Raw genomic sequence first — 25,718 nt, forward strand, 5'->3', positions numbered from 1 at the left:
CTCCCGCTTGCCTCACACCCGCCGATTAGAGTTTCACCGGTTCGAACCTGCCGGACCGAGCCGACGCGAGCGCCGCCTCGCAAAGGATCATGGCCTTGCGGCCGTCGCTGGCGGTGACCGCCGGCCGCCTGCCCGTTTCGACGCAAGTGATGAAGTGATCGATCTCGGCGGCGTAGGATTCCGCGTAGCGTTCGACGAAGAAGTAATAGGGCTTGTCGCGCGATATGCCCTTGCCGCCATACAATTCCACCGAGGTCGGCAGCCGGTTGCCGGCCTGCAGCATGCCGTCGGCGCCGTGCACCTCGATGCGCTGGTCATAGCCATAGGCGGCCCTGACGCTGTTGTTGATGTGACATTGCCGGCCGGACGCGGTTCGCAGGATGAACATCGCAGTATCGTAGTCGCCGAGCTTTCTGTATTGCGGCGCCACCAGCGAGGAGCCGGTCGCGAAAAGCTCCACAGGCTCCTCGCCAAGCATGTTCCGCGCCATGTCGAAGTCGTGGATGGTCATCTCGCGAAAGACGCCGCCGCCTCCGGCCAGCGCTTCCTCGGTCTCCGGTTCGGGATCGCGGCTGGTGATGATGACCTGCTCGACGGCGCCGATCTCGCCGCCGTCGAGGCGCTCCTTCAGCGCCCGGAAGCTCGGATCGAAGCGGCGGTTGAAGCCGATCTGGAACGGCACGCCGGCCTTCGCGACCGCGGCCAGGCACTCGTCGGTGCGCTTGAGGTCGAGATCGATCGGCTTCTCGCAGAAGATCGCCTTGCCATGCGCGGCCGCTGCCATGGCAAGCTCCGCGTGGGTGCGCGTCGCCGATGCGATGAACACCATCTTCACTGACGGATCGTTCATAACGAGCTCGGTGTCCGCGATCTCGGCGCCGGTTACGGCGGCGACCTTCTCGGCCGCCTCGCGATTGGGATCGACGACGTAGCGTAGCCGCACCCCAGGGTGGCGCGCGAGATTGCTCGCATGCACGCGGCCGATCAGCCCCACCCCGAACAGACAAACATCCATCATGCGTTCGACTTTCTCATCAGGCCGCTCCAGCGCTGCCGGCCGGTTCGTGTATCCGAGCGGCAGTCATTTCACCGCGCCCATGGTCAGGCCGCGAACCAAGTGCCGCTGCACCAGCAGCGCGAAGAACACGATCGGCAACGCTCCGATGACGCCGGCGGCCGCCATCGAGGCCCAGTCGGTATCGATGCGCCCGATGAGTGTGGCGGTGCCGCGCGGCATGGTCATCGCCCGCGGCGTCGCGGTCAGCGCCAGCGCGAAAAGGAATTCGTTGAAGGTGACCAGCACGGCGAAAATAGCGGTGGCCGCCAACCCGGGTGCCGCCAGCGGCAGCGTGATGCGGCGGAAGGCGCCGAAGCGCGAATCGCCGTCCACCATGGCCGCCTCCTCGAGATCGACGGGGATCTCGCGGAAGAAGCTCTCCATCATCCAGACGCAGAAGGTGACGTTGAAGGCCGTGTAGGTGACGATCAGTCCGAGCCAGCTGTCGAGCAGCCCAAGGCTCAGCATCAAGAGATAGACCGGTATCAGGATCACCACCGGCGGGATGATGCGCAGTGTCAGGAGGAAGAGCCCGATCTTGCGCTCCGCGGCGAATGGCAGGCGGAACCTCGCGATCGCGTAGGCGCCCATCGCGCCGAAGACCAGCGCTATCGCAACCGAGAAGAAGGTGACCACCACCGAGTTCGTCAGATAGGAGCCGAACTGCTTTTCGGTGAACAGCCTGACGTAATTGTCGAGCGTCGGCACATGCGGATAGAGGGTGCCTTCCTGCGTGATCTCGCGGTTGGACTTGAGCGAGGTGGACACCAGCCAGTAGATCGGCAGCAGCACCACTGCCAGCACGAAAATGGTGGTGAGGATGCGCGCCAGGCGGGTGCTCATGACGCGTCGATCCTGCGCAGGAGCCTGATGGCGCTGAAGGCGAGCGCGAGCACGACGAGGCCGATCGTCACGAACAGCGCCGCCGCGTATCCGGTCTGCTGGAATTTGAAGGCGGTGTCGTAGCCATAGATCGAGATCAGCCTCGTCGCTTCGCCCGGCCCGCCTCGGGTCAGCACGAAAACCTGGTCGAAGGTGCCGAAGGCGTCGATGGTGCGGAGCACGATGGCGACCGCCAGCACCGGCCGCATCATCGGGAAGGTGAGGTCGGCGAAGACGCGCCAGGCGCCGGCGCCGTCGACGCGCGCCGCCTCGAACGGCTCGTGCGGCAGCGATTGCAGGCCGGCGAGCAGGATCAGGAACATCAGCGGCGTCCACTCCCAGACGTCGAGCACGACAAGGCCGATGAAGGCATTGAGCGGGTTGCCGAGGATCTGGACCCCGCCGCCGCCCATGGCCTCGGAGAGCGCCGTCAGCATGCCGGCGTCGCTGGCGTAGATCAGCCTGAACAGGATGGCGACGACGACCGGCGTGATCACCATGGGAATGATCAGCACCGTCCGGAGCAGCCGGATACCGCGGAATTCGTGCAGGCAGAACAAGGCAAGCGCGAAGCCCAGCACCGCCTCGATCGAAACCGCAAGCGCCACGAACTTGACCGTGACCCACAGCGAATTCAGGAACTGTGCGTCGCTCCAAAGCTGCACATAGTTCCGGAAGCCGACATGTGAGACGGGCGAGCCGTAGCGGTAAGCCCTGGCGCTGGCGCGCAGCCCGTCCCAGAGCGGATAGACGAGCACGCCGAGCACGATCGTCAGGCCCGGCGCCAGCATGAGATAGGGGAGGGCGAGGTCGAGCCCCGCCCCCTGCAGGCGATATTTGCGTGCCTGCATGCCGGTTTGCATCAGTAGTACCCGGCCGTGGTCAGATAGTCCTTGACCTGTTTGGCCGCCGTGTCCAGGGCGGCACCGCCGCCGGAGCCGGCCTGCAAAGCCTTGTTGAGCTCGATGCCGAGCAGTTCCTCGACCTTCGCCCAGTCGGGGGTGCGCGGCCGCGGCAGCGCCCCGGCGTCGAGCTGCTGCAAGGCGACCGGTATCAGTCGGTTGCCGGGCTTGGCGATGCCGAAGGCGCTGCGCTTGACCGGGATCGAGCCCGCTTCCGAGAGCTTGGCCTGTGTTTCGGCGCTGACATACCACTTCAGGAACTCGATCGAGTTCGCCTTGTTGGGCGCCGATTTCGGCACGCCGGCGATGAAGATGCCCATCTGGGCGATCGCCTTGTCCTGCTTCGGCACGACGCCGAAATCGAGCTTGCCGGCGACCTTGGTCTGGGCGGGGTCGTCCGCCTTCAACGCGTTGCCCGAATATTGGATGATGGCGCCGGCATCGCCGCCGAGGATCGCCGCGCCCTCCTGGTCGGAGTCGAACTCGACCACGCCGCTCGGCGCGTTCTGCTTCATCGTGCCGACGAAGAAATCGGCCGAGGCCTTGCCTTCGGCCGAATTGAAGATCGGGTTCCACTTGTCGTCGAAGAAGGAGCCGCCGAACGACAGGAAGACCGGATACCAGCTGGTGACGATCGGGTTGCCGGAAACGCCGCGGAAGACGACCGGGTATTTGATCTTGCCGGCCGCGACACCTTCCTTGCCCTTTGCGATCACCTCGTCCCAGGTCTTGGGCGCACCGCCGGTGAAGACGTCGTTGCGATAGGTCAGCGTCTGCAGGTCGCCGACGAAGGGCACGCAGATCAGCGTCGGCTTGGCGTTCTCGAAGCCCTTGACGCGCGGCCCCTGCTGCGGCGGCCAGTAACCCATGTCGATCATCGAGCCGATCCAGTCCTTGTCGGCACCGTCGATGCCGCCGGCGCCGAGGTCCTCGAGCACGTTGGCGGCGCCGAACTGCGGCACCCATGGGTCGTCGAGCAGGTAAAGGTCATACTGGCCGGCGCCGCTCTGGGCGTCGGCGAACCACTTCTCCAGCGTCACCCCGTATTCGTCCTCGAGGAACTGGATGTCGAAGCCCTGCTCCTTGGCCAGCGGGATGATCTTTTCCTTGAACGGCGTCAGGCCGCCATCGGCGAAGGCGCCGATGATCACCTTCTTTCCGGCGGCGCGGGCCGGCATTGGCAGGCCGAGCGTGGTGAGGGCGGTGGTCGCCAAAGCCAGGCCAAGCCCGGCCTTGACGACGGAGCGGCGAGTAAGTCTGCTTGAATGCATCATGTCACTCTCCCATTGTTGTTGACCCTGTGGACGGCTGTCAGGCCGTCCGAATTGAAGAAACAGGCGTTCGCCGGGTCGAAGGCGACGCCGATGCTTTCACCCACCACACCCCTGAAATCGCGGCCGGCCCGGACCGAGACGTTGCCGCCTTCGACGCGGACATTGACCAGCGTCTCGTTGCCCATCGGTTCGACGACGTAGATTTCGCCGGGCAGGGCATCAGTCGTGTCGACGGCGGCAGCGCTGCAGTCCTCCGGCCGGAGGCCGATTTCGGCGACGGAGGCGGCGCGGCAGGCAGCAAGCCGTGCGGTGTCCAGTGGGACGACCTTGCCGGCCACGATGACGCCTTGCTCGCAAAGCGCCGCCGGCAGAATGTTCATCGGCGGGTTGCCGACGAAGGTGGCGACGAAACGGTTTGCCGGGCGGTCGTAGATCTCGATGGGCGGCGCCATCTGCTGCAGCTCGCCGCCATGCATGACGGCGACGAAGTCGGCCATCGTCAGGGCTTCGACCTGGTCATGTGTGACGTAGATGGTGGTGGCGCTGAGGCGCTGGCAGAGCCGCTTGATCTCGCCGCGCATGGTCAGCCGCAGCCTTGCGTCGAGATTGGACAGCGGCTCGTCCATCAGGAAGGCGGCCGGGTCGCGCACGATGGCGCGGGCCAGCGCCACGCGCTGCCGCTGGCCGCCCGAGAGCTGGCGCGGCCGGCGGTCGAGCAGATGGCCGATCTCAAGGACTGCCGCGACCTCGCCGATCTTGGCCTTTCGCCCGGGATCCGGCGTGCCGCGGATCCACAGCGGATAGCCGATGTTTTCGGCGACCGTCATCTGCGGATAGAGCGCGTAGCTCTGGAATACCATGGCGATGTCGCGGTCGCGCGGCTGCAGCCGGGTGACGTCGCGTTCGCCGATAAAGACCTTGCCCGCGGTCGGCATGTCGAGCCCAGCCAGGATGCGCAGCGCCGTCGTCTTGCCGCAGCCCGACGGGCCGAGCAGGGCGAGGAACTTGTGGTCCGGCACCGCAAGGTCAAGCGATCGCAGCACGTTGAGCGCGCCGAAGCTCTTGACCACCTTCTGGTACAGAACCGAACTCATCTCCCTCCCCGGCGCGCCATGCTTTCTTCAGGCCTTGCGCTCGTGGACGTAGAAGCCCGCGCCCTCGGCCAGCCTCTTCAGATTCCGATACCCCATCGTGGCATAGGTCAAGGGATGCGCCTTGGCCGGATCCTGCTCGGCTTCCACGACCAGCCAGCCGGAATAGCCCTGGTCGGCGAGGATCTTGAGCAGCGTCGGATAGTCGATCGCGCCGTCGCCCGGCACGGTGAAGATGCCTTCCATCACCGCGCCCATGAAGCTCATATCCGCCTCGCGCGCTTTCTTTAAGATGGCCGGGCGCACATCCTTGCAATGGACATGCACGACGCGCTCGACATGCCGGCGCAGCAATTGCTCCGGGTCGCCGCCCGAAAAGGCGCAGTGCCCGGTATCGTAGAGCAGGCCAACCGCCTCGCCGGTTGTATGCATCAGCCTGTCGATCTCCGCGTCGGTCTCGACGATCGTGCCCATGTGGTGATGGAAGGCCATGCCGACGCCGAAATCGGAAAACCGCTCGGCGAGCCGGGTGATCTTGGCGCCATAGGCCTTCCATTCCCCGTCCATCAGCTTCGGCCGCTGCGAGATCGGGTCGTGGATGGCGCCATGCCGGCCGCGCGAGGTGTCGGCATAGACAACGCGCCGGGCGCCGAGGTCCCGAAGCAGCGTCAGATGCGGCCGGATTGCCTCGAATTCCTCGTCCACCGCCTTCTCGCAGATGCGCCCGTCATACCAGCCGGAGACCAGCGCCAGCCCGTAATGGTCGAGGATGGGCCGAAGCGTGCGGCTGTCGCGCGGGAACTTGCCGCCAAGCTCGGTGCCGGCATAGCCGGCCTCCGCGGTCTCGCTGAGGCAGGTCTCGAGCGGCGTGTCGCCCCCCAATTCCGGCACGTCGTCATTCGTCCAGGTGATCGGGTTGGTGCCAAGTCGAACTGTCGTCATTGCTCGCTTTCCGCCCCGCAGCCATGATGGCTGCGGGGTGTCCGGTCTCGGGAGGAGAAGGCTGCGGTTGCCGGCGGCGGGACGAAACCCTGCCGTTTCGTCAGGCGAGGGCCCTCCCAGCGCCGCGCCTCACATGTTCCCGTCGTACATGTCCTTGTCGACGTCTTGCCCCAACGTCACTGCGCGAAGTCTACGCCGCTCTGTCTCCATCGCGAGGGCCAGTTTTCCGGAAAATGAAGGAACCAGTTTGTGTCGGGAGGCGGGTGTGGCAGGATGGGGAGAAGAAAGAACGGACGTCAGCAAATGTTGAACGCCGGCGGGACAGCGCCCCCCTCTGCCCTACCGGGCATCTCGATGGCACTCCGGCTTTCGCCAATCACAAGCATCGCAGGAAAGAGCGGGGCGGTGAAGCTGCCAATCTCCCCCCTCGTGGGGGAGATGTCCGGCAGGACAGAGGGGGGCGCGAAGGAACTCGACCTGGAAAGCTAGCGTGCTCGGCACGCGATTGAGGTAATCCATGCGCTCCCACCCCAAGCCCCAGGCTTTTCCGCTCGACATGCTGGCCGTGAACCGCGCGAGCCCCGAGCACCTTTCGCGCCAGCTCTATCACGGCCTCGTCGCCATCATCCGCAACCGCACGCTTCCCCCCGGCTCGGAGCTCCCTTCCACCCGCGCTCTGGCCGCCGAGCTCGGCCTTGGCCGCAACACCATCGTCGCGGCTTATGACCAGCTCGTCACCGAAGGCTATCTCGCCAACCGGCAGGGCGCCCGTCCGGTCATCGTCGACCTGCCCGAAGGCCCGCGCGAAACGCCGGCCGAGGATCCGCCTCTGCCGCTGCGCCAGCCCTCGCTGCGCGGCCAGCAGCTGCTCAGCCAGCCCTATCACCACGGCAGGCCGGGGCATGTCGCCTTTCATCCCGGCATGCCGGATGCGCAGAGCTTTCCCTTCGGCGTCTGGGGCCGGCTGGTCGCGCGCCGCGCCAGCCATGGCGGCGAGACGCTGTTCGGCACCTATGACGTCACCGGCCATCCGGCGCTGAAGGAAGCAATCGCCGGCTACCTTTATTCCGCGCGCGGCGTGCGCTGCCGTCCCGAGCAGATCGTCATCACCACCGGCGCGCAGGCCGCCTTCGATCTTCTCGCCCGCCTGCTGCTCGACCCCGAGGACACCGTGTGGATGGAGGAGCCCGGCTATTACGGCGCCAAGGCCGCCTTCACCGTAGCCGGCGCAAGAATCCTGCCCATCCCTGTCGACCAGGAGCGCGGCTGGCGCTTTGAGCATGATCCCGAACCGAAGGTCAGCGAACGCAAAAAGTGGGAACCGGTTTTCGGACAAAGATCATGCTCCAACAACGAGCTGGACCGGGGTCGCGATTCAACGAAACGCCATCACGGTCTAGCCGCTCCAAGTTCCTCGCCCCGCCTCATCTATGTGACGCCGGCTTGCCAGCATCCGCTCGGCATCACCATGCGCATGGAGGAGCGGCTGCGCCTGCTCGACATCGCCGAGACCGCGAATGCCTGGGTGATCGAGGACGATTTCGACGGCGAATACCGTTTTCAAGGGAGACCCGTGCCGGCGATCCAGAGCATGGACCGCTCCGGCCGCGTCATCTATGTCGGCACCTTCGCCAAGCTTTTATTCCCGGCGCTGCGCCTCGGCTTCATGGTGCTGCCTGTGGAGCTCGCCGGCCGCATCGTCAACGCGCTCTCCACCACCGGCCAGTTCGCGCCGCTGCTCCTACAGGCCGCCTTGGCCGATTTCATCACCGAAGGCCATATGAGCCGGCATCTGAAGCGCATGCGCCGCATCTACGCCCAGCGCCGCCAGCTTTTTCGCGACATCGTGACCGAGCGCCTGCGCGACGAGATCACACTCTCCCCCGCCGAGGCCGGCATCCAGGTGGTGGGCTATCTGAAGGAAGGCATCGACGATATCGAGGTCAGCCAGGCGGCGGCGAAAAGGGCCATCAACGTCTCGCCGCTGTCGAAATATTTCCAGAACACGGCGCCGACGCAAGGTCTGGTGCTGGGCTACGCCGCGTGTGACGCGGCGCAGACGCGGGACGGGGTGGAGAGGCTGGCGGCGGCGATCCGCGAGACGCTGGGGTGAGGGTTTCACGGCGTCGGTAAGTGGCGCCCCGATGTCCCGCTTGGCCAGGTCGCACGGGGCGGCAACCCTGCCGAGGAACAAATGGTCCTCTTCGCGGTCGCTCAATTAAAAAGGTGCATGGAGTGCCGCCGCCGCATTGATTGAATCAATTATCCCGATATACAAGCTGATTTCGGGTGCAAATCGCATAGGCTGGCAATCCATTGAGTCGCAATTTTCTGGTGATCGACCCTGAGGAGGGCATGGCCGTCCTTAAGGGCCTTGCCTCTTCGGCGCGCATTTCCATGCTGAGGCTGCTGCATGAGAAGGGGCCGATGAATGTCAACGAAATCGCCTCCGTGCTGTCGCTGCCGCAGTCGACGGTCTCGACCAATATCCAGGTGCTCGAGGATGCGGGCCTGATCCGCACCGAGAACCAGAAGGCGAAGAAAGGCAGCCAGAAGATCTGCTATCCGACCGCCGAGGAAGTGCTCGTGGTCTTCAAGAGCGAGTATCGAGCGGTCAAGAACGACGCGATCGAAGTATCGATGCCGATCGGGCTTTACACCGGTTTCGAGGTCACCGCGCCTTGCGGTCTCTGTTCGCCGGACGGGATCATCGGCCTGCTCGATGTGCCCAACACCTTCCTGGATCCGGACCGTATGAAGGCTGGTCTGTTGTGGTTCACGCGCGGCTTTGTCGAATATCAGTTCCCCAACAATGCCAAGCTCGCCAATACCGAGATTACCGAGCTCGAGCTGGTGGTGGAACTGTCCTCGGAAGTGCCGGGCACCAGCGCCGACTGGCCCTCCGACATCACGCTGACGATCAATGGCGTCGATGTCGGCACCTGGACGTCACCCGGCGATTTCGGCGACAAGCGCGGCGTTTTCACGCCCTCCTGGTGGAAGCTCAAGGGCTCGCAATATGGCAAGCTGAAGAACTGGCGAGTTTCCGCTGACGGCACCTATGTCGACGGTGTCAGGATTTCCGAGACCAGCCTCGCCGCCCTCGACCTCAAGGGCCATCATTCAATCCGGGTTCGTATCGGCGTCAAGGACGACGCCGAGCGTCCCGGCGGAATCAATATTTTCGGCAAGGGATTCGGTAATTACGATCAGGACATTCTGCTGAGGATCAAAACCGGTTGATATCATAAAATCGGGTCTCAAAAATAATGTAGCGAGTTCAAGCTGTTGGCTGCATTTGCGAATGAGACCATCGGTCAATTGTCAGACTTTTGGTAGTTTTTCGCTTGACGAATGGATGCCGTTTCCCTTTAATATCTAATAAGGTGATTTAAATCACCATTTATGATATTCTCGGAGGAAATGCATGAAGGCGGCCGTCACGGCGCATCCGCGTTATATCGTCTCGAAGATCGATCCTAGGCTCTACGGATCTTTCATCGAGCATCTTGGGCGGGCGGTCTACACCGGCATCTACGAGCCCGGTCATGCGACGGCGGATGACAATGGTATGCGTCGGGACGTCATCGATCTCGTCAAGGAGCTCAGGGTTCCGATCGTCCGCTATCCCGGCGGCAATTTCGTATCCGCTTACAATTGGGAAGATGGCGTCGGCCCCAAGGAAGGACGCCCGGTGCGCCTCGACCTTGCTTGGCACACGTCGGAAAGCAATGAAGTCGGCCTGCATGAATTTGCCGACTGGTGCGCCTCGGCGAACACCGAGATGATGCTTGCCGTCAATCTCGGCTCGCGTGGGCTCGATGAAGCCCGCAACCTTCTGGAATACGCCAATCATCCCGGCGGCAGCGAGTGGAGCGACAAGCGCATCGCCAACGGCCGCAAGGAGCCCTTCGACGTCAAGCTCTGGTGCCTTGGAAACGAGATGGACGGCCCCTGGCAGATCGGCCACAAGACCGCCGACGAGTATGGCCGCCTGGCCCACGAGACCGCCAAGGCGATGCGTGCCTTCTCCAAGTCGCTCGAGCTCGTGGTCTGCGGCTCGTCAAATGCCAAGATGCCGACATACCCGGAATGGGAAGCGATCGTTCTCGACCATACTTACAACGAGGTAGATTACATCTCGCTGCACATGTATTTCGAAAACGAAGCCAATGACGCGCCGAACTATCTTGCCATGAGCGAGAAGCTCGACGCTTACATTGTCTCGGTCGCCGGCGTCATCGATTATATCAAGGCCAAGAAGCGCTCCAAGAAGCAGGTCTACATCTCGTTCGACGAATGGAACGTCTGGTACCATTCCAAGGAGCAAGACAAGAAGATCCTTGGCGGCAATGAGGGCTGGCCCTTCGCCCCGCCATTGCTGGAAGACATCTACAATTTCGAGGACGTGCTGCAGGTCGGCCTGATCCTCAACACCTTCATCCGTCGTTCCGACGTGGTCAAGATCGCGTGCCTGGCGCAACTGGTCAACGTCATCGCGCCGATCATGACCGTTCCCAACGGCCCGGCATGGCGTCAGACGATCTTCTATCCTTATCTCTATGCCTCGATCTACGGCCGCGGCAATGCGCTGGATCTCAAGGTGGAAAGCCCGACCTACAGCTCCACGGTTGCCGGCGATGTTTCCTATGTCGACGTCGCCGGCGTGCATGACACGGACACCGGACATGTCACCTTCTTTGCCGTCAACCGCCATTCGAGCGAGGAAATCGAAACCGCGATCGACATAGCGGGCTTCGGCGCGGCTGACATCGTTGACCATCAGCTGATGACGCATGCGGATCTGAAAGCCGTCAATTCGGCGCAGAACCCAAGCAATGTCGGGCCCAGAAAAGGGACCGGCGCGTCGCTGGTGGGCGGCAAGTTGAGCCTGCCGCTGCCGCCCTATTCCTACCAGATGGTCCGCCTGAAGCTCTGACTTCAGGCGCATCGTCGTGCATGGGCTGAGGAGGAGCCTCGACGTGACGGCCGATATTGAGATCAGGAATGTGAGCAAGCATTTCGGCGCCATGACGGTGCTGGATGATCTGTCTCTCTCCATCAAGGCACGCGAATTCATCGTGTTTCTCGGGCCCTCCGGCTGCGGGAAATCGACGCTTCTGCGCATGATCGCCGGCCTCGAAACTGTCGATACCGGCGAGATAGCCATCAACAACGAACGTATCGATCATCTGCCGCCGGGCAAGCGCGGCATTGCCATGGTGTTCCAGTCCTATGCGCTTTATCCGCATATGAGCGTGCGCGACAACATGGCATTCGGGCTCGAGAATATCGGCATGCCGCGCGACCTCATCGACGCGCGCATAAAAGAGAGCGCCCGCATCCTCGAAATGGAGCACCTGCTCGAGCGCAAGCCGGGCCAGCTCTCCGGCGGCCAGCGGCAGCGCGTCGCCATCGGCCGAGCGATCGTCAAGGAGCCGAAGGCCTTCCTCTTCGACGAGCCGCTCTCCAATCTCGATGCAGCATTGCGGACCCGTACCCGCATCGAGCTTGCCCAACTGCACCAGCGCCTGCAATCGACGATGATCTTCGTCACCCACGACCAGGTCGAGGCGATGACGCTCGCCGACCGCATTGTCGTCATGAACAATCGCAAGATCGAGCAGATCGGCTCTCCCATGGAAATCTACGACCGCCCCGCGACCAAATTCGTCGCAGGCTTCGTCGGCGCGCCGGCGATGAATTTTGTCGAGGCGACGCTCGACAGATCGAGCCGGAACGCCACGGCCAGATTTGCGGACGGCATAGCGGTTCAGACCGAGATCGCCTCCGACCAGACGATCGACGGCAAATACACTTTCGGCATCCGTTCGGAAGACGTGCGCATCGTTTCCGCCGGGCAGGGCAATGCCGATGGCGTGGTCGATGTGCTTGAGCGGCTCGGCGAACGCACCTTGGTCTACGCCCGGCTTGGCGACGGCCAGCAGATCGTCGGCTCGGATGTCGGCAACAGCCGCGTTGCGGTCGGCGACAAGGTCGGGCTCGCCTTCGATGGCCGGAAATCGCATCTGTTCGGCGAGACCGGTCGTGCCTGGCATGCGGGGGAGGTCTGACATGGACGACCGACGGGCGACGCCGCGCACCGCGCTTCCTGCCGCCGGCGTCAGAGCTGCAAGCATCGATATCTACGCGCCGCAATGGCGAAACTTCATTTTCGTCGCGCCGTTCCTGTTCTTCTTCACGACGCTGCTGCTGGTCCCGCTGTTCTGGGGAATGTGGCTGAGCTTCCACAAGGCCGACACGTTCTCATCCGGAAACTTCGTCGGTTTCGGCAACTATATCAGGCTGTTTCACGACAAGGTGTTCCTGCAATCGGTCTGGAATACCTTTTACTTCGTGCTTCTGACGGTGCCGACCCTGGCGCTGATCGGCCTTTTTCTCGCGCTTTGCCTCAACCGCCGCACACGCACCGCCGCGGTGCTGCGGACCCTGTTCTTTTCTTCCTCGGTGCTGTCGGTCACGATCGTCACATTGATCTGGCGCATCGTGTTCATCCCGAATGTCGGCCTTCTGTCGACGATCTACGGATGGTTCGGCGCAACCGCCCCGGCTTTCATTTCCGATCCCAGCCTGGCGATGATCGGCATCGCCATTGCCACCGTCTGGTGGTGCATCGGCCTGCCGATGATGCTCTTTCTCTCCGCCCTCCAGCAGATTCCGCAGGATATTTACGAAGCGGCAGCCCTGGACAATGCCAATCGCTGGCAGACGTTACGCTCGATTACGCTGCCGTCGATCAAACGAACCTTCGTCCTGGTGGTCATCGTCCAGATCGTGCTGCAGTTCCAGCTGTTCGGCCAGGCCTGGCTGATGACACGCGGCGGTCCGAACAACCTGACCAAGCCGATCGTGCTCTACATCTATGACACCGCGTTCCGTCGCTGGGATCTCGGCATGGGTGCCGCGGCTTCGGAGGTGCTGTTCATCCTCATCCTGATGGCGGCCATGGCCCAGTACCTGGTCACACGCAATAAGCCAGGTCAGGCATGAGGGCTCCAGCCATTTCCATCAAGGGACGCGCATTCGGCGACCGCGTGCTGCTGGCTCTGGTCATCCTGCTTTCCCTGGTCATGGTCGCGCCGGTTCTGTGGGTTATCGGCCTGTCGCTCAAGGAAAATGCCGAGCTGATGGCAAATCCGAATTCGGTGTTTCAGGCGCCCTATACGCTGAAGAACTACATCAACACCATCGGCACCTCGTCGGTGTTCGTCTGGGTGTTTAACAGCATCATCGTCTCGGGAGGATTGACGCTCGGAACGCTGATCCTGTCATCGCTCGCCGGCTATGGCTTTGCGCGGCTGAATTTCCCCGGCCGAAACGTCCTGTTCGTGATCGTCCTCTTCGGCCTGGCGGTTCCGGAACAGGCCGTGCTTGTCGCGCGCCATCAGATCTTCAGCATGCTGAACTTCCACAACACCTATCACGGGCTCATTCTCCCGGGCCTGTCGGCTTCTTTCGGCGTCTTCCTGATGACCCAGTATTTCAAGGCCATCCCGAAGGAGCTGGACGAAGCCGCCATGCTGGACAATGCCGGCCGGTTCAGGACGTTCTGGAAGGTTCTTTTGCCGCTCACGGTGCCCGCCCAGGCAACACTCGGCATCTTCACCTTCCTCGGCGCGTGGAACGACTACTTGTGGCCGCTGATCTCGGCAACCAAGAAGGATATGTACACGCTGACGGTCGGCATGGCCTCGACACAGACCAATTTCGCCCAGTCGGAAGGCATCGGCTTCTTGATGGCGCAGGCGGTGTTCGCCGGCGCGCCGATCCTGATCGTCTACCTGTTTTTCCAGAAATACATCGTCACGGCCGTCTCGGGCGCTGCGGTGCGATGACGAGATTGTCTGACGGCGGGCGTCGCAGCGATTGAAGCATGAAGCCAGTCCAGCGTGGAGTGGCGCAGACTCAGTAGGAGGAACTGATATGAAAATGAAGAAAGTCCTGTTTGCAGCGGTCTCGGCGGGCGTGCTGATGCTCGCAAGCCCGGGTCTTGCAGCGACGGAATTGACGGTGCAGCGCTTTTTCGGTGCCTGCGATGCCGATTTCGGCACCAACACAGATGTCGCCAAGGCAGTAGGCGAATGCGGCATCATCACCTCGCTGATCAACAAGTTCAACGCCGACAACCCCGATGTCCACGTCAGCGTCAGCACTGTGGAATGGCCGGGCTATGACCAGCTGACCGCGCAGTTCGCTTCGGGCGATGCTCCCGACATCGTCACGATCCATGAATCCGCGCTTTCGGATTACCAGTCCAAGGGGCTGTTGATGCCGCTTGACGATCTGTTGAAGTCCGTCGGCGTCACACCCGATGCCTTCACGGACGCGGCGCGCAACGGCGCCACCAAGGACGGCAAGATCTATGGCCTGCCGATCGACAGCTGGACGATGCTCTATCACATCAACATGGATCTCTTCAAACAGGCTGGCCTCGTCAATGCCGACGGCACGCCGATCCTTCCGAAGTCGCCCGAGGAGCTACTCGCCCAGGCCGAACAGTTCAAGCAGAAGACCGGCAAGCCTTATTTCGTTCAGAACCTGGCCAATGAGACCGCGCTCTACACGCGCAATCTCTACACCTATCTCTTCCAGCAGAATTCCGATTTCTTCGCCGATCCGAAGCATGTGAAGCTGAACACGCCGGAAGCCAAGAAGGTCGTCGAGATGTACAAGGCGATCTTCGACAAGGACTACACCACCAAGGACCTCGACTACGGCGGCGCCATCAACGCCTTCCTTGCCGGTGGAGGTGGCGTGCAGCTCAACGGCACGTGGGTCGTCGGCGACAACAACGCCCAGTCCGAAACCAAGGGCACGGCCCTCAACAAGGGCGGCTATGCGGTTTACCCCTATCCGCAGCTATTTGCCGGCGCCCATGCGCAATATGCCGACGGCCACACCTGGGCAGTCTCGCAGAAGGACCGCACACCCGAGCAGACCGCGGCTATCGGCAAGTTCCTTAAGTTCTTCGCCGACCATGACTTCGACTGGTCGCGCACCGGCCACCTGCCGGCCTACAAGGCCATCATCGCATCGGACGCCTTCAAGGCGCTGCCGCATCGCAATACCATCGCCGCGGTCGCCGATCTCGGCCGGCCGCTGCCGTCGGCGGTGCAGCGCCAGTTTGCGATCCAGGACATTGTGGGCGAAGAGATGAGCGCTGCGATCACCGGCCAGAAGGACGTCGATGCCGCGCTTGCCGATATGGAAAGCCGCGTCAACGAATTGCTCGCCAACATTTGACCGCAGGTTTCTCGAAAACGCTCTCGATGCCCGCGGCCGGAGGCGCCGCGGGCATTCTTGGCCAATGAAGCAGCACCGCTTCTTCGCACCGTGCGGAAATTTCAGGCCACGTTCCGCCGATTTGGCTTGCGATCGTCAGCCGCGAACACCGCGCTTGCCTCGCTGACGATAGAGACATGGTCCCTGGCGGCCTTGCCCGCAGCCACGCTGTCTCCGCGCATGATTGCGGTGACGATCAGGTCGTGTTCCTGCCAGGATTTGGCCAGCCGTCCGGGCAGCATGAACTGCGCGCGGCGGAAGGGTGCCAACCGGCTGCGGGTCATCACGGTGAGTTCGTGGATATGCGCATTGTGGGCGCCACGATAAAGCCGGCTATGGAACTCGGTGTTGAAATACTCATAGTCCTCCTCGGCGCCCAGCTGCACCATCCGCGCCGAAGCCTGGTGCTCGATCTCGAGCCCGCGACGCTCGCTGCTGGTCATGCGCTCGGCCGAGAAGCGCGCGCAGATCGCTTCCAGTTCGGCCATGCTCTCGAACATCGAGGCGAGGTGCTCCTGCGTCACGACGGCAACGATAGCGCCCCTGTTGGGCCGCCTCTCGACCAGGCCCATGGCGCTGAGCTGGCCGAGCGCCTCCCTGACAGGGGTGCGTGATACGTCGAAGCGAGCGGCGAGCGAGGTCTCGTCCAGCTTTTCGCCTGGACGCAGGTAGCCGGTGACGATCCGGTCGCCGATCGCCCTGACCATCTGATCGACAGTCGTGCCCGACCTGATCAAGCTGCGCTTCCCCGACAATTTTCCTCCGTCGCGTCTTCTCGCGGAGTCGGCCGACTCGTTGGCCTCCGACTCGGATATGCCCTCTATGCCTTTATTTTAATCTGCCTGTCAAATTGGCTACTTTCAAGGCAAAAAGTGCATGCAATTGCCTCCGCCATAGGCATAAGCCTTCGAGCTGGTAACTGATTTTATTGAATAAAGTTCAAGACACAAACTGGCACAGCGATTGCATGCACTTTCTTCGACGGCATGTTAACCGACCCGGAAAAGGGTCCCAAAGGGGAGCATTCACTATGACCGACAGATTCGTGCTTAACCGCCGCCAACTGCTCAAGACCTCAGCCGCGGGAGCCGCGCTCGGCCTCGCCTCGGCGTCCTTTCCGATCAGCCGTGCCTTCGCCGCAGCCGCCACTGTCGGCTTCATCTATGTCGGCCCGAAGGACGATTATGGCTACAACCAGGCGCATGCCGAGGGGGCGGCCGCGCTGAAGGGCATCGAAGGCATCTCCGTCGTCGAGGAGGAAAACGTTCCCGAGACGGTCGACGTCCAGAAGACGATGGAATCGATGATCAACCTCGACGGCGCCTCGCTGATCTTCCCAACCTCCTTCGGCTATTTCGATCCGCATATGCTGGCCATGTGCGCGAAATTCCCCGACGTGCAGTTTCGCCATTGCGGCGGCATGTGGGACAAGGCCAAGCACCCCATGAATGCCGGCTCCTATTTCGGCTATATCGGCATGGGCCAGTACCTGAACGGCGTCGTCGCCGGCCACGCATCGAAGTCGAAGAAGCTCGGTTTCGTCGCCGCCAAGCCCATTCCGCAGGTGCTGCTCAACATCAATTCCTTCCTGCTCGGCGCGCGCTCGGTCGATCCGTCGATCACCTGCCAGGTCATCTTCACCGGCGAATGGTCGCTGGCGGTGAAGGAAGCGGAAGCCACCAACGCGCTGGTCGACCAGGGCGCCGATGTCATCACCTGCCATGTCGACAGCCCGAAAGTGGTGGTCGAGACGGCTGCGGGCCGCGGCGCCTTCGTCTGTGGCTACCACGCCAACCAGAGCCCGCTGGCGCCGGAAAAATACCTCACCGGGGCCGAGTGGAACTGGGCCAAGGTCTACAAGATGTTCGTCGACGACCTCATCGCCGGAACGCCGCTGCCCAATTTCACCCGCGGCGGACTGGCCGACGGCTTCGTCAAGATGAGCCCGCTCGGTCCCGCCGTCGGCGAGCCGGCCCGCAAGCAATTCGACGCCACCCTGGCCGAGATGATGAAGGGCGGCTTCTCTGTCATCAAGGGCCCGCTGAAGAGCAACAAGGGCGCCGTCGTGGCGACGGAAGGCCAGACCTTCGTCGAGACCGCCATCGAGCTCGAAAGCATGGACTATCTCGTCGAGGGCGTCGTCGGCTCGACCGCCTGAAGCCGAGCGGAGACGGGACCATGACCGATATGGTCAGCAGTGCGGAGGCGCCGGCCCTGCTCGGCGCCAGGGGATATCCGGCGGCGCTGGAATGGATCGCACGGCGGGCGGAGGCTTTCGTCATTCCGCTCGCGGCACTTGTCGTCGGCATGGCGCTGTTCAGCCTGTTCATCGCCCTGGTCGGCAAGTCGCCGGTCCTGCTTTACGAGACGATGTGGCGGGGCGGCTTCGGCTCATGGTTCTCCATCCAGAATTCGCTATCGCGGGCCGCACCGCTGCTGCTGGCGGCGCTGTGCGTGGCACTGCCGGCGCGGCTCGGCCTCGTCGTCATCGGCGGCGAGGGCGCCATCGTGCTTGGTGGCGTCGGCGCCGCCGCCATGGGCGTGGCGCTGAGCGGCGCGCCGTCCTTCATCGTTATTCCTGCCATGGGCGTGGCGGGCCTGGCCGCCGGCGGCATCTGGATCGGCGCCGTCGGCGCGCTCCGCCACTACCGGGCCGTCAACGAGACCATTTCCAGCCTGCTGATGGCCTACATCGCCATCGCCCTGATGAACCAGCTGGTGGAAGGGCCGCTGCGCGACCCGGCCTCGCTCAACAAGCCCTCGACCCAGCCGCTCGCCGACATCTACCGCATCGGCAACATTCCGGGCATGGAGGTGCATTGGGGGCTTGCCGTCGGCGTCGTCGCCTGCGTGCTCTCCTGGGTCCTGATCGAAAAGACCCGCTGGGGCTTTGCCGCCCGCATTGCCGGCGGCAATGTCAAGGCAGCGCAGGTGCAGGGGCTGGCCGTCGGACCGCTCATCGTCGGCTTCACCGCGCTTGCGGGCGGCTTTGCCGGTCTTGCCGGCATGCTGGAAGTCGCAGCCGTGCAAGGCAGCGCCAACGGCTCGCTCGCCGCCGGCTATGGCTACACCGGCATTCTCGTCGCCTTCCTCGCCCGCCACAACCCACTGGCCATCATCCCCGTCGCCATCCTGCTTGGCGGCATCGATGCCTCCGGCGGGCTGATCCAGCGCCGCATGGACCTGCCCGACGCCACCGTGCTGGTGCTGCAAGGCATGCTGTTCATCGTCATCCTGCTCAGCGAAACCTTGTACGGCCGCTTCAAGGCCTTCAATCCCGATTTGTGGCAGAGGGCCTCGTGATGGATGCGACCGGGATCGGCCTCTGGGGCGTGCCGCTCGCCATCCTCGGCGGTGCGATCCGCGTGTCGACGCCCTTCATCTTCGTTTCGCTGGGCGAGGCCATCACCGAGCGCTCCGGCCGCATCAATCTGGGGCTGGAAGGCACGCTCGTCTTCGGCGCCATGACCGCATATGCAGTCGCGGTCATGACCAGCTCGCCATGGCTCGGCCTGCTGGCCGCCGCGGCCGCCGGCCTTTGCTTCGGCCTGTTCCATGGCTGGATCTGCAAATTCCCGAAAGTCAACGACATCGCCATCGGCATCGCGCTGATGCTGTTCGGCTCGGGGCTCGCCTTCTTCTTCGGCAAGCCGTTCATCAAGCCGAAAGCGCCCAACCTTCCGGCCATTCCCTTCGGCGTCTGGTCAGACATTCCGCAGGTGCAGGCGGCACTCGACGTCAACGTCCTGTTCCTGATCGGGGCAGCACTTTCGCTGGTCCTGTGGTGGGCCTTCCGCAACACCCGCGCCGGCCTCATCGTGCGTGTCGTCGGCGACAGTTCCGACGCCGCGCGCGCCATGGGCCTCAACAACCCGAACACCGTGCGCTTCATCGCCACCGGCGTCGGCGGCGCTCTGGCCGGCATCGGCGGCGCCTATCTGTCGCTCTACTATCCCGGCAGCTGGACCGAGCGCATCTCGTCCGGTCAGGGGCTGATGGCGGTGGCGCTGGTCATCTTCGCGCGCTGGAATCCGCTCGGCTGCTTTGCCGCCGCGCTTCTGTTCGGCGGCGCCGGGGCGCTCGGACCGGCGCTGCAGTCGGTCGGCGTCACGCAAGGCTACTATTTGTTCTACGCCGCCCCCTACATCCTCACCCTCATCATCATGATCGCCACCTCGTCGCCGACACGCTCGCTAGCGGGCGCGCCGGGCGAATTGTCGATCACCAAATAGCTGGAGTTTTTGCCATGAACGCCAGAGCGGAAATCACCCGGCGCTATATCGACGCCGACCCGTATCCGTGGCCCTACAATGGCGAGCTTCGCCCCGACAACACGGCGTTGATCGTCATCGACATGCAGACCGATTTCTGCGGACCGGGCGGCTATGTCGATCACATGGGATACGACCTGTCGCTGGTGCGCGCGCCGATCGAGCCGATCAAGTCCGTGCTGTCGGCCATGCGCGCGAAAGGCTACACCATCATCCATACCCGCGAAGGCCACCGCCCCGACCTCGCCGACCTGCCCGCCAACAAGCGTTGGCGCTCGCGCCGTATCAATGCCGGCATCGGCGACCCCGGCCCTTGCGGGCGCATCCTGGTGCGCGGCGAGCCGGGCTGGGACATCATTCCCGATCTCTACCCGGCCGAGGGCGAGCCGATCATCGACAAGCCCGGCAAGGGCTCCTTCTGCGCCACCGACCTGGAGCTGATCCTCAACCAGCGCGGCATCGAAAACATCGTGCTCACCGGCATCACCACCGATGTCTGCGTGCACACCACCATGCGCGAGGCCAACGACCGCGGCTTCGAATGCGTGATGCTGGAGGATTGTTGCGGGGCGACCGACTACGGCAATCATCTTGCCGCGATCAAGATGATCAAGATGCAGGGCGGCGTCTTCGGCGCGGTGTCGAACTCGGCGTCCTTCGTCGCCCAGCTGCCGTGAGGAAACCAGGATGAGCGCGATCACCGGCAACAAGGCCGTCGGCGTCGAGACCATCGGCATGACCATGCGTTTCGGCGCCTTCACGGCGTTGGGCGACGTCTCGATCAAGGTGCCGGCCGGATCGTTCCACGCGCTGCTTGGCGAAAACGGCGCCGGCAAGTCGACGCTGGTCAAATGCATGATGGGTTTTTATCACCCGACCGCCGGCGACATCCTCGTCGACGGCCGCGAGGTGGCGATCGCCAGCCCCAGGGACGCCTCGGCGCTCGGCCTCGGCATGGTCTACCAGCATTTCACGCTTGTCCCGTCGCTGACCGGCGCCGAGAACCTGGTCATTTCGCGTGAGCAGGTTCCCGGCGTGATCGACTGGCGCAAGGAGCGCGGCGAGCTTGCAAAGTTCATGGATCGAATGCCGTTCAAGCTGCCGCTCGACGTCAAGGTGGCCGAGCTCGCTGCCGGCGAGAAGCAGAAGCTGGAGATCATCAAGCAGCTTTATCTCGGCCGTTCCTTCCTCGTGCTGGACGAGCCGACCTCCGTGCTCACCCCCGGCGAGGCGCAGGAAGTGCTTGGCCTGGTGCGCGCCATGACCAGGGCTGGCAACCTGACGGTGCTGATGATCTCGCACAAATTCCATGAGGTGACGGCATTCGCCGACGATGTCAGCGTGCTGCGCAAGGGCAGGCTGACCGGCACTGGCCGCGTCGTCGACCTCGACCGCAAAGCCATGGCGGCGATGATGATCGGCGACCAGCCGATCGCGGCCCTCGACAGTCGCGCCGAGCCCAGGCCTGACGCCGAGATCGTGCTCAAGGTCAAGGCGCTGAAGGCGCCGGACCGCACCGGGCTGAAGTCGATCCGGATCGAGGATCTCGGCGTGCGCTCCGGCGAGATCGTCGGCATCGCCGGTATCTCCGGCAACGGCCAGAAGGAGTTCCTCGAAGTGCTGGCCGGGCAGCGCCCCCGCGATGCCGGCGAAGTCATGGTGCGCGGCACCGCCTATGCGGCAACGCGGGCCGAGGCGCGCGCTCTCAATGTGCGGCTCATTCCCGAGGAGCCGCTGAAGAATGCCTGCGCGCCGAAAATGACTGTGGCCGAAAACATTTCCTTCCGCACCTTCGACATCGACAGCAACGGCAAACCGGTGAGCTGGATCAGTGCCGGCGCCATCAGGGCATTCAGCGCCAGGCTGGTCGAGCAGTTCAAGGTCAAGACCGCATCGCTTGCCTCGCCGATCGCCTCGCTGTCGGGCGGCAATGTGCAGCGCGCCGTGCTTGCCCGCGAGCTCACCGGCAAGGTCGACCTTCTGATCGTCTCCAATCCGTGCTTCGGACTCGACTTCTCGGCCGTAGCCGAAATCCGCGCCCGCATCATGAAGGCGCGCAATGCCGGTGCCGCCGTGCTTCTGATGTCGGAGGATCTCGACGAACTGCTCGAGCTCTCGGACCGCATCCTGGTCATGTCCGACGGCGCGCTCGTCTACGAGACGCCGATCGCGCAGGCGAGCGTGCAGACCATCGGCGAGCACATGGCGGGACATCACTGATGGCGGAAATCGCAGCGCAGCCATTTCCGTTCGCCTTCAAGCCGCGGACCATGGCGCTGGTCGTAATCGACATGCAACGCGACTTCGCCGAGCCCGGCGGCTTCGGCGCCAGCCTCGGCAACGACGTCAGCCGGGTGACCGCGATCGTGCCGACGGTGAAGCGATTGATCGACGGCTTTCGCGCCGCCGGCCTTCCGGTGATCCACACGATGGAGTGCCACCGGCCCGACCTTTCCGACCTGCCGCCGGCCAAGCGCAATCGCGGCAATCCGTCGGTTCGTATCGGCGATGCCGGCCCGATGGGGCGCGTGCTGATCGCCGGCGAGCCGGGTACCGCGATCCTCGATGAGCTTGCGCCGCTGCCCGGCGAGATCGTCATCGAGAAGCCGGGCAAGGGCGCCTTCTATGCGACCTCCTTCGGCGATGACCTGAAAAGGCTCGGCGTCGAGCAGCTCGTCTTTGCCGGCGTCACCACCGAAGTCTGCGTGCAGACGACGATGCGCGAGGCCAACGATCGCGGCTATGAATGCCTGCTCGCCGAGGACGCCACGGAAAGTTACTTTCCCGAGTTCAAGGCGGCGGCGATCGCCATGATCAGGGCGCAGGGCGCCATCGTCGGCTGGACGGCGACGACCGACCAGGTGCTCGAGGGAATTGCCAATGCCTAATCTTGCCTTTGCGGGCCTGCTCGACGGCCGCTGGCACGATCTGGCGTTCGAGCCTTTCCGCGACGGCATCGGCGTGCACTGGCTGCTGAAAGGCCGGCCGGTCGAGCCGTCGGTCGCGATCCTGAAATACCGGCCCGGCGCCGGCGTGCCGCGTCACCGCCATGTCGGGCTGGAGACCATCGTCGTCCTGGAAGGCATCCAGAGCGACGAGAACGGTGACTATCCTGCCGGCAGCGTGATCCTCAATCCGGTCGGAACCGAGCATTCGGTGTGGACGAAGGACGGCTGCGTCGTGCTGATCCAATGGGACCTGCCGGTGATCATTCTGGGGGAGACGAAATGAGCGATGTCCACTTCGACATAGCGAGCCTGCATGCGGCCTATCGTGGAGGCGTCGCTCTTGGCGATGTGATCGCGGCGATTTATGCTCGCATCGAGGCAGCCGACGATCCGGGCATCTTCATCCATCTCGCCGCCAGGGCGGATCTGCTTGCCGCGGTCGAAGCGCTCGGCCCGTTCAACCCGGTGGCAAAACCGCTGTGGGGCATTCCCTTCGCCGTCAAGGACAACATCGACGTCGCCGGCATGCCGACGACGGCGGCCTGCGCGCAATACACCTACTGGCCCGACAAGGACGCCACCGTCGTGGCGCGGCTCAAGGCCGCCGGCGCGCTGGTCGTCGGCAAGACCAATCTCGACCAGTTCGCCACCGGCCTCGTTGGCGTGCGCACGCCCTGGCCGATCCCGCGCAACGCCATCGACGCGGAGCTGGTGCCGGGCGGCTCCTCCTCCGGGTCGGCGGTGGCGACGGCGCGCGGCATCGTCTCCTTCGCGCTCGGCACCGACACCGCCGGCTCCGGCCGCATCCCGGCCGGCCTCAACAACATCGTCGGGCTGAAGCCGACCGTCGGTGCGTTGTCGACGGGCGGCGTCGTTCCGGCCTGCCGCACGCTCGACTGCGTGTCGGTGTTCGCGCTGACCGTCGACGACGCCTATGCAGTGTTCTGCGTCGCGGCAGCGCGCGATGCGGCCGATCCCTATTCGCGCGACATCGCCGTCCGGCCGCTCTCCGCGCGTCCGCCTGTTCCGAGCGTCGGCATTCCGGCAAAAGCCGACTGGAAATTCTTCGGCGATGCGGCGATGCAGGCCGGCTTCGAGGCCTCGCTCGCCATGCTGTCGCGGCTCGGCTGCCGGTTGGTTGAAATCCCGTTCGGCGATTTCTACGCCACCGCCAACCTCCTCTATGAGGGCGCCTGGGTGGCCGAGCGCTATGCCGCGATCCGCGATTTCATGGAAGCCAACGAAGCCGCCATGCATCCGGTGACGAGCAGGATCATCGGCGGCGCCAGGAAGCTGTCGGCGGCGGACGCCTTCCGCGGCCTCTATGCCTTGCAGGCCTACCGGGCCAAGCTCGCCCCGCTCATCGCCTCGGTCGACCTGTTCTGCGTGCCGACCGCGCCGACGCATTACACCACCGCCGCCGTGCTCGCCGATCCGGTCGAGACCAACAGCCGGCTCGGCACCTACACCAATTTCGTCAACCTGCTCGACATGTGCGGCATCGCCGTGCCGACCGGCACGCGCGACGACGGCCTGCCGATGAGCGTGACGCTGCTTGCGGCCGCCGGAGTGGACGGCCTTGTAGCGTCCGTCGCGCGCGATCTCCATGCCGCGAGCGGTGTCACTCTCGGCGCGACCGGCTGGCGGCAGCCGAGCGTGCAGCCTGTCGGCGAGTCGGCCGAAGACGGCACGATCGAATTGGTGGTGGTCGGCGCTCACCTCTCGGGAATGCCGCTCAATGGCCAGCTCAAGCAGGCCGGTGCCCGGTTCTGCCGGGCGATGAGGACGGCTTCTTCATACAAGCTTTACCAGCTCGCCGGCCAGGCCACGCCCAAGCCCGGACTGGTCCGTGTGGAGAACGGCGGCACTGCGATCGAGGTGGAGGTCTGGCGGCTGCCTGCCGAGGCCTTCGGCCACTTCGTGGCCGCCATCCCGCCGCCGCTGGGCATTGGCAATATAGAGCTTGACGACGGCAGCGCCGCCAAAGGGTTTCTCGTGGAATCCGTGGGCTTGCTGGGCGCTTCCGACATCTCGTCATTCGGCGGCTGGCGCCGCTTTCAGTCTGATCGCGTTCCCGTTTGAATGTACCGTCAACGGCCCGCGCGAACTGCTTTGCGTGGAATCAGTGCCGGGCACGTCATCCGAACGATGACGAAGAGGGTTGTCATCGTTGCCTTTCGGCGGAACACTCTGCTGCCGCTCAACGATTGCTATTATGCGCTGCTGCCGACGTGCTGATGCCAGACGTCGAGCACCGCGGCAACGATTGCTTCGGGCGCATCTTCCTGGACGAGGTGCTTGGCGTTGGAGATAATCGTGAATGACGCGTTTGGAATACGCCTCGCGAGTTCCTCCCCATCCTTCAGCGGGATGAACTCGTCTTCAGCGCCCCACAGGATCGTCACTGGGCAGCGAATCTCGCCATAGCGCCATTCGACCTCCTCGCTGTATTTGTCGTCCATTTGAGCGATCTGGCGCCAGAACGCCTTCTGCCCCTCTTCCTCAAGCCAGGGATCGAGATAGAGCCGCATCTCCTCCTCAGCCAAGGTGCGCTTGACCGCCGCACTGATGTACGCGCGCAGTATGGCCTCATGGACATAGGCGGGCAGTCCGGCGAACACCTCTCCATGCGCTTTCGCCGCCTGCACCAGCGCTGAGCCCTGCGGGCTGATCGCGACCGGGTCGATCAATACGAGGCTGCGGTAGTCGACACCGTCAAGCAAATGCGCACGCAGCGCCACCGAGCCACCGAAGTCATGCGCCACGATATCGGGCTGCTCGGTACCCCAATGGTTTACGAGTGCCGCGAACAGGCTGTTCTGAGCGCCGTGCAGGACGTCGCTCTCGGGCTTGGTCGAGCGCCCATAGCCGAGCATGTCGTAATAGAAGACCCGTCGATGCCGCGCGAGCCATGGCACGATCCGCCGCCATTCGAGCGAAGAGAATGGCGAGCCATGCATGACGACCGCAGGCGGCCCTTCGCCGATGACGCCCCAGGCGATCTCATCACCGTTGAAGTCGAACCGCTCGGGCACCTGCCAATCCATG

23 protein-coding genes are annotated in these 25,718 nt (G+C 63.8%); 15 read left to right on the forward strand and 8 right to left on the reverse strand.

The window, feature by feature from the left end; translation table 11 throughout:
* Positions 1–25 precede the first annotated feature (25 nt).
* From iolG to iolE, 6 genes are all read right to left on the reverse strand, one after another.
* Positions 26–1,018: an inositol 2-dehydrogenase gene (gene iolG, locus FJ419_RS01240; protein WP_140686891.1), complete on the reverse strand. Its 993-nt coding sequence runs from the start codon at positions 1,016–1,018 to the stop codon at positions 26–28.
* Between the two features lie 63 nt (positions 1,019–1,081).
* Complete coding sequence (locus FJ419_RS01245) at positions 1,082–1,900, reverse strand: carbohydrate ABC transporter permease (RefSeq protein WP_140686892.1); 819 nt, start codon at positions 1,898–1,900, stop codon at positions 1,082–1,084.
* Positions 1,897–2,790 carry a sugar ABC transporter permease gene (locus FJ419_RS01250; RefSeq protein ID WP_181170574.1) on the reverse strand — a complete coding sequence of 298 codons (894 nt, stop codon included), beginning with the start codon at positions 2,788–2,790 and terminating at the stop codon, positions 1,897–1,899. The genes FJ419_RS01245 and FJ419_RS01250 overlap by 4 nt, the downstream gene beginning before the upstream one ends.
* Before the next feature lie 11 nt (positions 2,791–2,801).
* Complete coding sequence (locus FJ419_RS01255) at positions 2,802–4,115, reverse strand: extracellular solute-binding protein (protein WP_140686894.1); 1,314 nt, start codon at positions 4,113–4,115, stop codon at positions 2,802–2,804.
* Positions 4,112–5,209 carry an ABC transporter ATP-binding protein gene (locus tag FJ419_RS01260; protein WP_140686895.1) on the reverse strand — a complete coding sequence of 366 codons (1,098 nt, stop codon included), beginning with the start codon at positions 5,207–5,209 and terminating at the stop codon, positions 4,112–4,114. Before FJ419_RS01260 ends, FJ419_RS01255 begins: the two co-directional genes overlap by 4 nt.
* A 27-nt stretch (positions 5,210–5,236) precedes the next feature.
* Positions 5,237–6,148 carry a myo-inosose-2 dehydratase gene (gene iolE / locus FJ419_RS01265; protein ID WP_140686896.1) on the reverse strand — a complete coding sequence of 304 codons (912 nt, stop codon included), beginning with the start codon at positions 6,146–6,148 and terminating at the stop codon, positions 5,237–5,239.
* 517 nt (positions 6,149–6,665) lie between these two features.
* On the opposite strand from iolE, the gene FJ419_RS01275 reads away from it, so the two are divergent.
* The 7 genes from FJ419_RS01275 to FJ419_RS01305 all read left to right on the forward strand — a co-directional run bounded on the left by FJ419_RS01275 (position 6,666) and on the right by FJ419_RS01305 (position 15,412).
* Positions 6,666–8,261, forward strand: a complete 1,596-nt coding sequence (locus FJ419_RS01275; RefSeq protein WP_140686897.1) for a PLP-dependent aminotransferase family protein — start codon at positions 6,666–6,668, stop codon at positions 8,259–8,261.
* A 203-nt stretch (positions 8,262–8,464) separates the two neighbouring features.
* Positions 8,465–9,391 (forward strand): helix-turn-helix domain-containing protein, encoded by a 927-nt coding sequence (locus FJ419_RS01280; RefSeq protein WP_140545631.1) that lies wholly within the window; start codon positions 8,465–8,467, stop codon positions 9,389–9,391.
* Between the two features lie 184 nt (positions 9,392–9,575).
* The gene (locus FJ419_RS01285; RefSeq protein ID WP_140686898.1) at positions 9,576–11,087 is read left to right on the forward strand and encodes an alpha-N-arabinofuranosidase; all 1,512 of its coding nucleotides are present in this window, start codon (positions 9,576–9,578) and stop codon (positions 11,085–11,087) included.
* A 43-nt stretch (positions 11,088–11,130) separates the two neighbouring features.
* Entirely contained in the window at positions 11,131–12,222 is a 1,092-nt protein-coding gene (gene ugpC / locus FJ419_RS01290; RefSeq protein ID WP_140686899.1) for a sn-glycerol-3-phosphate ABC transporter ATP-binding protein UgpC, read from the forward strand.
* Between the two features lies 1 nt (position 12,223).
* The gene (locus tag FJ419_RS01295; protein WP_140686900.1) at positions 12,224–13,159 is read left to right on the forward strand and encodes a sugar ABC transporter permease; all 936 of its coding nucleotides are present in this window, start codon (positions 12,224–12,226) and stop codon (positions 13,157–13,159) included.
* Complete coding sequence (locus tag FJ419_RS01300) at positions 13,156–14,004, forward strand: carbohydrate ABC transporter permease (RefSeq protein ID WP_140686901.1); 849 nt, start codon at positions 13,156–13,158, stop codon at positions 14,002–14,004. Before FJ419_RS01295 ends, FJ419_RS01300 begins: the two co-directional genes overlap by 4 nt.
* A 136-nt stretch (positions 14,005–14,140) precedes the next feature.
* Entirely contained in the window at positions 14,141–15,412 is a 1,272-nt protein-coding gene (locus FJ419_RS01305; RefSeq protein WP_246679121.1) for an extracellular solute-binding protein, read from the forward strand.
* 101 nt (positions 15,413–15,513) lie between these two features.
* Here the strand turns inward: FJ419_RS01305 and FJ419_RS01310 are convergent, their stop codons facing one another.
* Positions 15,514–16,188: a GntR family transcriptional regulator gene (locus tag FJ419_RS01310; protein ID WP_140686903.1), complete on the reverse strand. Its 675-nt coding sequence runs from the start codon at positions 16,186–16,188 to the stop codon at positions 15,514–15,516.
* A 293-nt stretch (positions 16,189–16,481) separates the two neighbouring features.
* On the opposite strand from FJ419_RS01310, the gene FJ419_RS01315 reads away from it, so the two are divergent.
* From FJ419_RS01315 to atzF, 8 genes are read left to right on the forward strand one after another with little or no spacing between them, the layout of a single operon-like run.
* Complete coding sequence (locus FJ419_RS01315) at positions 16,482–17,609, forward strand: BMP family ABC transporter substrate-binding protein (RefSeq protein ID WP_140686904.1); 1,128 nt, start codon at positions 16,482–16,484, stop codon at positions 17,607–17,609.
* A gap of 29 nt (positions 17,610–17,638) precedes the next feature.
* The gene (locus FJ419_RS01320) at positions 17,639–18,754 is read left to right on the forward strand and encodes an ABC transporter permease (protein ID WP_246679122.1); all 1,116 of its coding nucleotides are present in this window, start codon (positions 17,639–17,641) and stop codon (positions 18,752–18,754) included.
* On the forward strand, positions 18,754–19,683 hold the full coding sequence (locus tag FJ419_RS01325; RefSeq protein ID WP_140686906.1) for an ABC transporter permease: 930 nt from the start codon (positions 18,754–18,756) through the stop codon (positions 19,681–19,683). The genes FJ419_RS01320 and FJ419_RS01325 overlap by 1 nt, the downstream gene beginning before the upstream one ends.
* Positions 19,684–19,697: 14 nt before the next feature.
* Positions 19,698–20,399, forward strand: coding sequence for an isochorismatase family cysteine hydrolase (locus FJ419_RS01330; RefSeq protein ID WP_140686907.1), 702 nt, complete (start codon positions 19,698–19,700; stop codon positions 20,397–20,399).
* Between the two features lie 10 nt (positions 20,400–20,409).
* A complete protein-coding gene (locus FJ419_RS01335) occupies positions 20,410–21,942 on the forward strand; it encodes an ABC transporter ATP-binding protein (protein ID WP_140686908.1) in 1,533 nt (510 codons plus the stop codon).
* Positions 21,942–22,610, forward strand: coding sequence for an isochorismatase family cysteine hydrolase (locus tag FJ419_RS01340; RefSeq protein WP_140686909.1), 669 nt, complete (start codon positions 21,942–21,944; stop codon positions 22,608–22,610). Before FJ419_RS01335 ends, FJ419_RS01340 begins: the two co-directional genes overlap by 1 nt.
* Entirely contained in the window at positions 22,603–22,953 is a 351-nt protein-coding gene (locus FJ419_RS01345; protein WP_140686910.1) for a cupin domain-containing protein, read from the forward strand. Before FJ419_RS01340 ends, FJ419_RS01345 begins: the two co-directional genes overlap by 8 nt.
* Entirely contained in the window at positions 22,950–24,752 is a 1,803-nt protein-coding gene (gene atzF / locus FJ419_RS01350; protein WP_140686911.1) for an allophanate hydrolase, read from the forward strand. Before FJ419_RS01345 ends, atzF begins: the two co-directional genes overlap by 4 nt.
* Before the next feature lie 131 nt (positions 24,753–24,883).
* Here atzF and FJ419_RS01355 read toward each other — a convergent pair whose 3' ends face one another.
* Positions 24,884–25,717, reverse strand: a complete 834-nt coding sequence (locus FJ419_RS01355; RefSeq protein ID WP_140686912.1) for an alpha/beta hydrolase — start codon at positions 25,715–25,717, stop codon at positions 24,884–24,886.
* Position 25,718 lies beyond the last annotated feature (1 nt).

Source organism: Mesorhizobium sp. B2-6-2, from assembly GCF_006440615.1.
Lineage (GTDB): Bacteria > Pseudomonadota > Alphaproteobacteria > Rhizobiales > Rhizobiaceae > Mesorhizobium.

What these genes read in the sequence shown, in the direction of transcription:
- iolG (WP_140686891.1), bottom strand. Translation starts at nt 1,018, where the DNA reads ATGATGGATGTTTGTCTGTTCGGGGTGGGGCTGATCGGCCGCGTGCAT.
- FJ419_RS01245 (WP_140686892.1), bottom strand. Translation starts at nt 1,900, where the DNA reads ATGAGCACCCGCCTGGCGCGCATCCTCACCACCATTTTCGTGCTGGCA.
- FJ419_RS01250 (WP_181170574.1), bottom strand. Translation starts at nt 2,790, where the DNA reads ATGCAGGCACGCAAATATCGCCTGCAGGGGGCGGGGCTCGACCTCGCC.
- FJ419_RS01255 (WP_140686894.1), bottom strand. Translation starts at nt 4,115, where the DNA reads ATGATGCATTCAAGCAGACTTACTCGCCGCTCCGTCGTCAAGGCCGGG.
- FJ419_RS01260 (WP_140686895.1), bottom strand. Translation starts at nt 5,209, where the DNA reads ATGAGTTCGGTTCTGTACCAGAAGGTGGTCAAGAGCTTCGGCGCGCTC.
- iolE (WP_140686896.1), bottom strand. Translation starts at nt 6,148, where the DNA reads ATGACGACAGTTCGACTTGGCACCAACCCGATCACCTGGACGAATGAC.
- FJ419_RS01275 (WP_140686897.1), top strand. Translation starts at nt 6,666, where the DNA reads ATGCGCTCCCACCCCAAGCCCCAGGCTTTTCCGCTCGACATGCTGGCC.
- FJ419_RS01285 (WP_140686898.1), top strand. Translation starts at nt 9,576, where the DNA reads ATGAAGGCGGCCGTCACGGCGCATCCGCGTTATATCGTCTCGAAGATC.
- FJ419_RS01295 (WP_140686900.1), top strand. Translation starts at nt 12,224, where the DNA reads ATGGACGACCGACGGGCGACGCCGCGCACCGCGCTTCCTGCCGCCGGC.
- FJ419_RS01300 (WP_140686901.1), top strand. Translation starts at nt 13,156, where the DNA reads ATGAGGGCTCCAGCCATTTCCATCAAGGGACGCGCATTCGGCGACCGC.
- FJ419_RS01305 (WP_246679121.1), top strand. Translation starts at nt 14,141, where the DNA reads ATGCTCGCAAGCCCGGGTCTTGCAGCGACGGAATTGACGGTGCAGCGC.
- FJ419_RS01315 (WP_140686904.1), top strand. Translation starts at nt 16,482, where the DNA reads ATGACCGACAGATTCGTGCTTAACCGCCGCCAACTGCTCAAGACCTCA.
- FJ419_RS01320 (WP_246679122.1), top strand. Translation starts at nt 17,639, where the DNA reads ATGGTCAGCAGTGCGGAGGCGCCGGCCCTGCTCGGCGCCAGGGGATAT.
- FJ419_RS01325 (WP_140686906.1), top strand. Translation starts at nt 18,754, where the DNA reads ATGGATGCGACCGGGATCGGCCTCTGGGGCGTGCCGCTCGCCATCCTC.
- FJ419_RS01330 (WP_140686907.1), top strand. Translation starts at nt 19,698, where the DNA reads ATGAACGCCAGAGCGGAAATCACCCGGCGCTATATCGACGCCGACCCG.
- FJ419_RS01335 (WP_140686908.1), top strand. Translation starts at nt 20,410, where the DNA reads ATGAGCGCGATCACCGGCAACAAGGCCGTCGGCGTCGAGACCATCGGC.
- FJ419_RS01340 (WP_140686909.1), top strand. Translation starts at nt 21,942, where the DNA reads ATGGCGGAAATCGCAGCGCAGCCATTTCCGTTCGCCTTCAAGCCGCGG.
- FJ419_RS01345 (WP_140686910.1), top strand. Translation starts at nt 22,603, where the DNA reads ATGCCTAATCTTGCCTTTGCGGGCCTGCTCGACGGCCGCTGGCACGAT.
- atzF (WP_140686911.1), top strand. Translation starts at nt 22,950, where the DNA reads ATGAGCGATGTCCACTTCGACATAGCGAGCCTGCATGCGGCCTATCGT.
- FJ419_RS01355 (WP_140686912.1), bottom strand. Translation starts at nt 25,717, where the DNA reads ATGGATTGGCAGGTGCCCGAGCGGTTCGACTTCAACGGTGATGAGATC.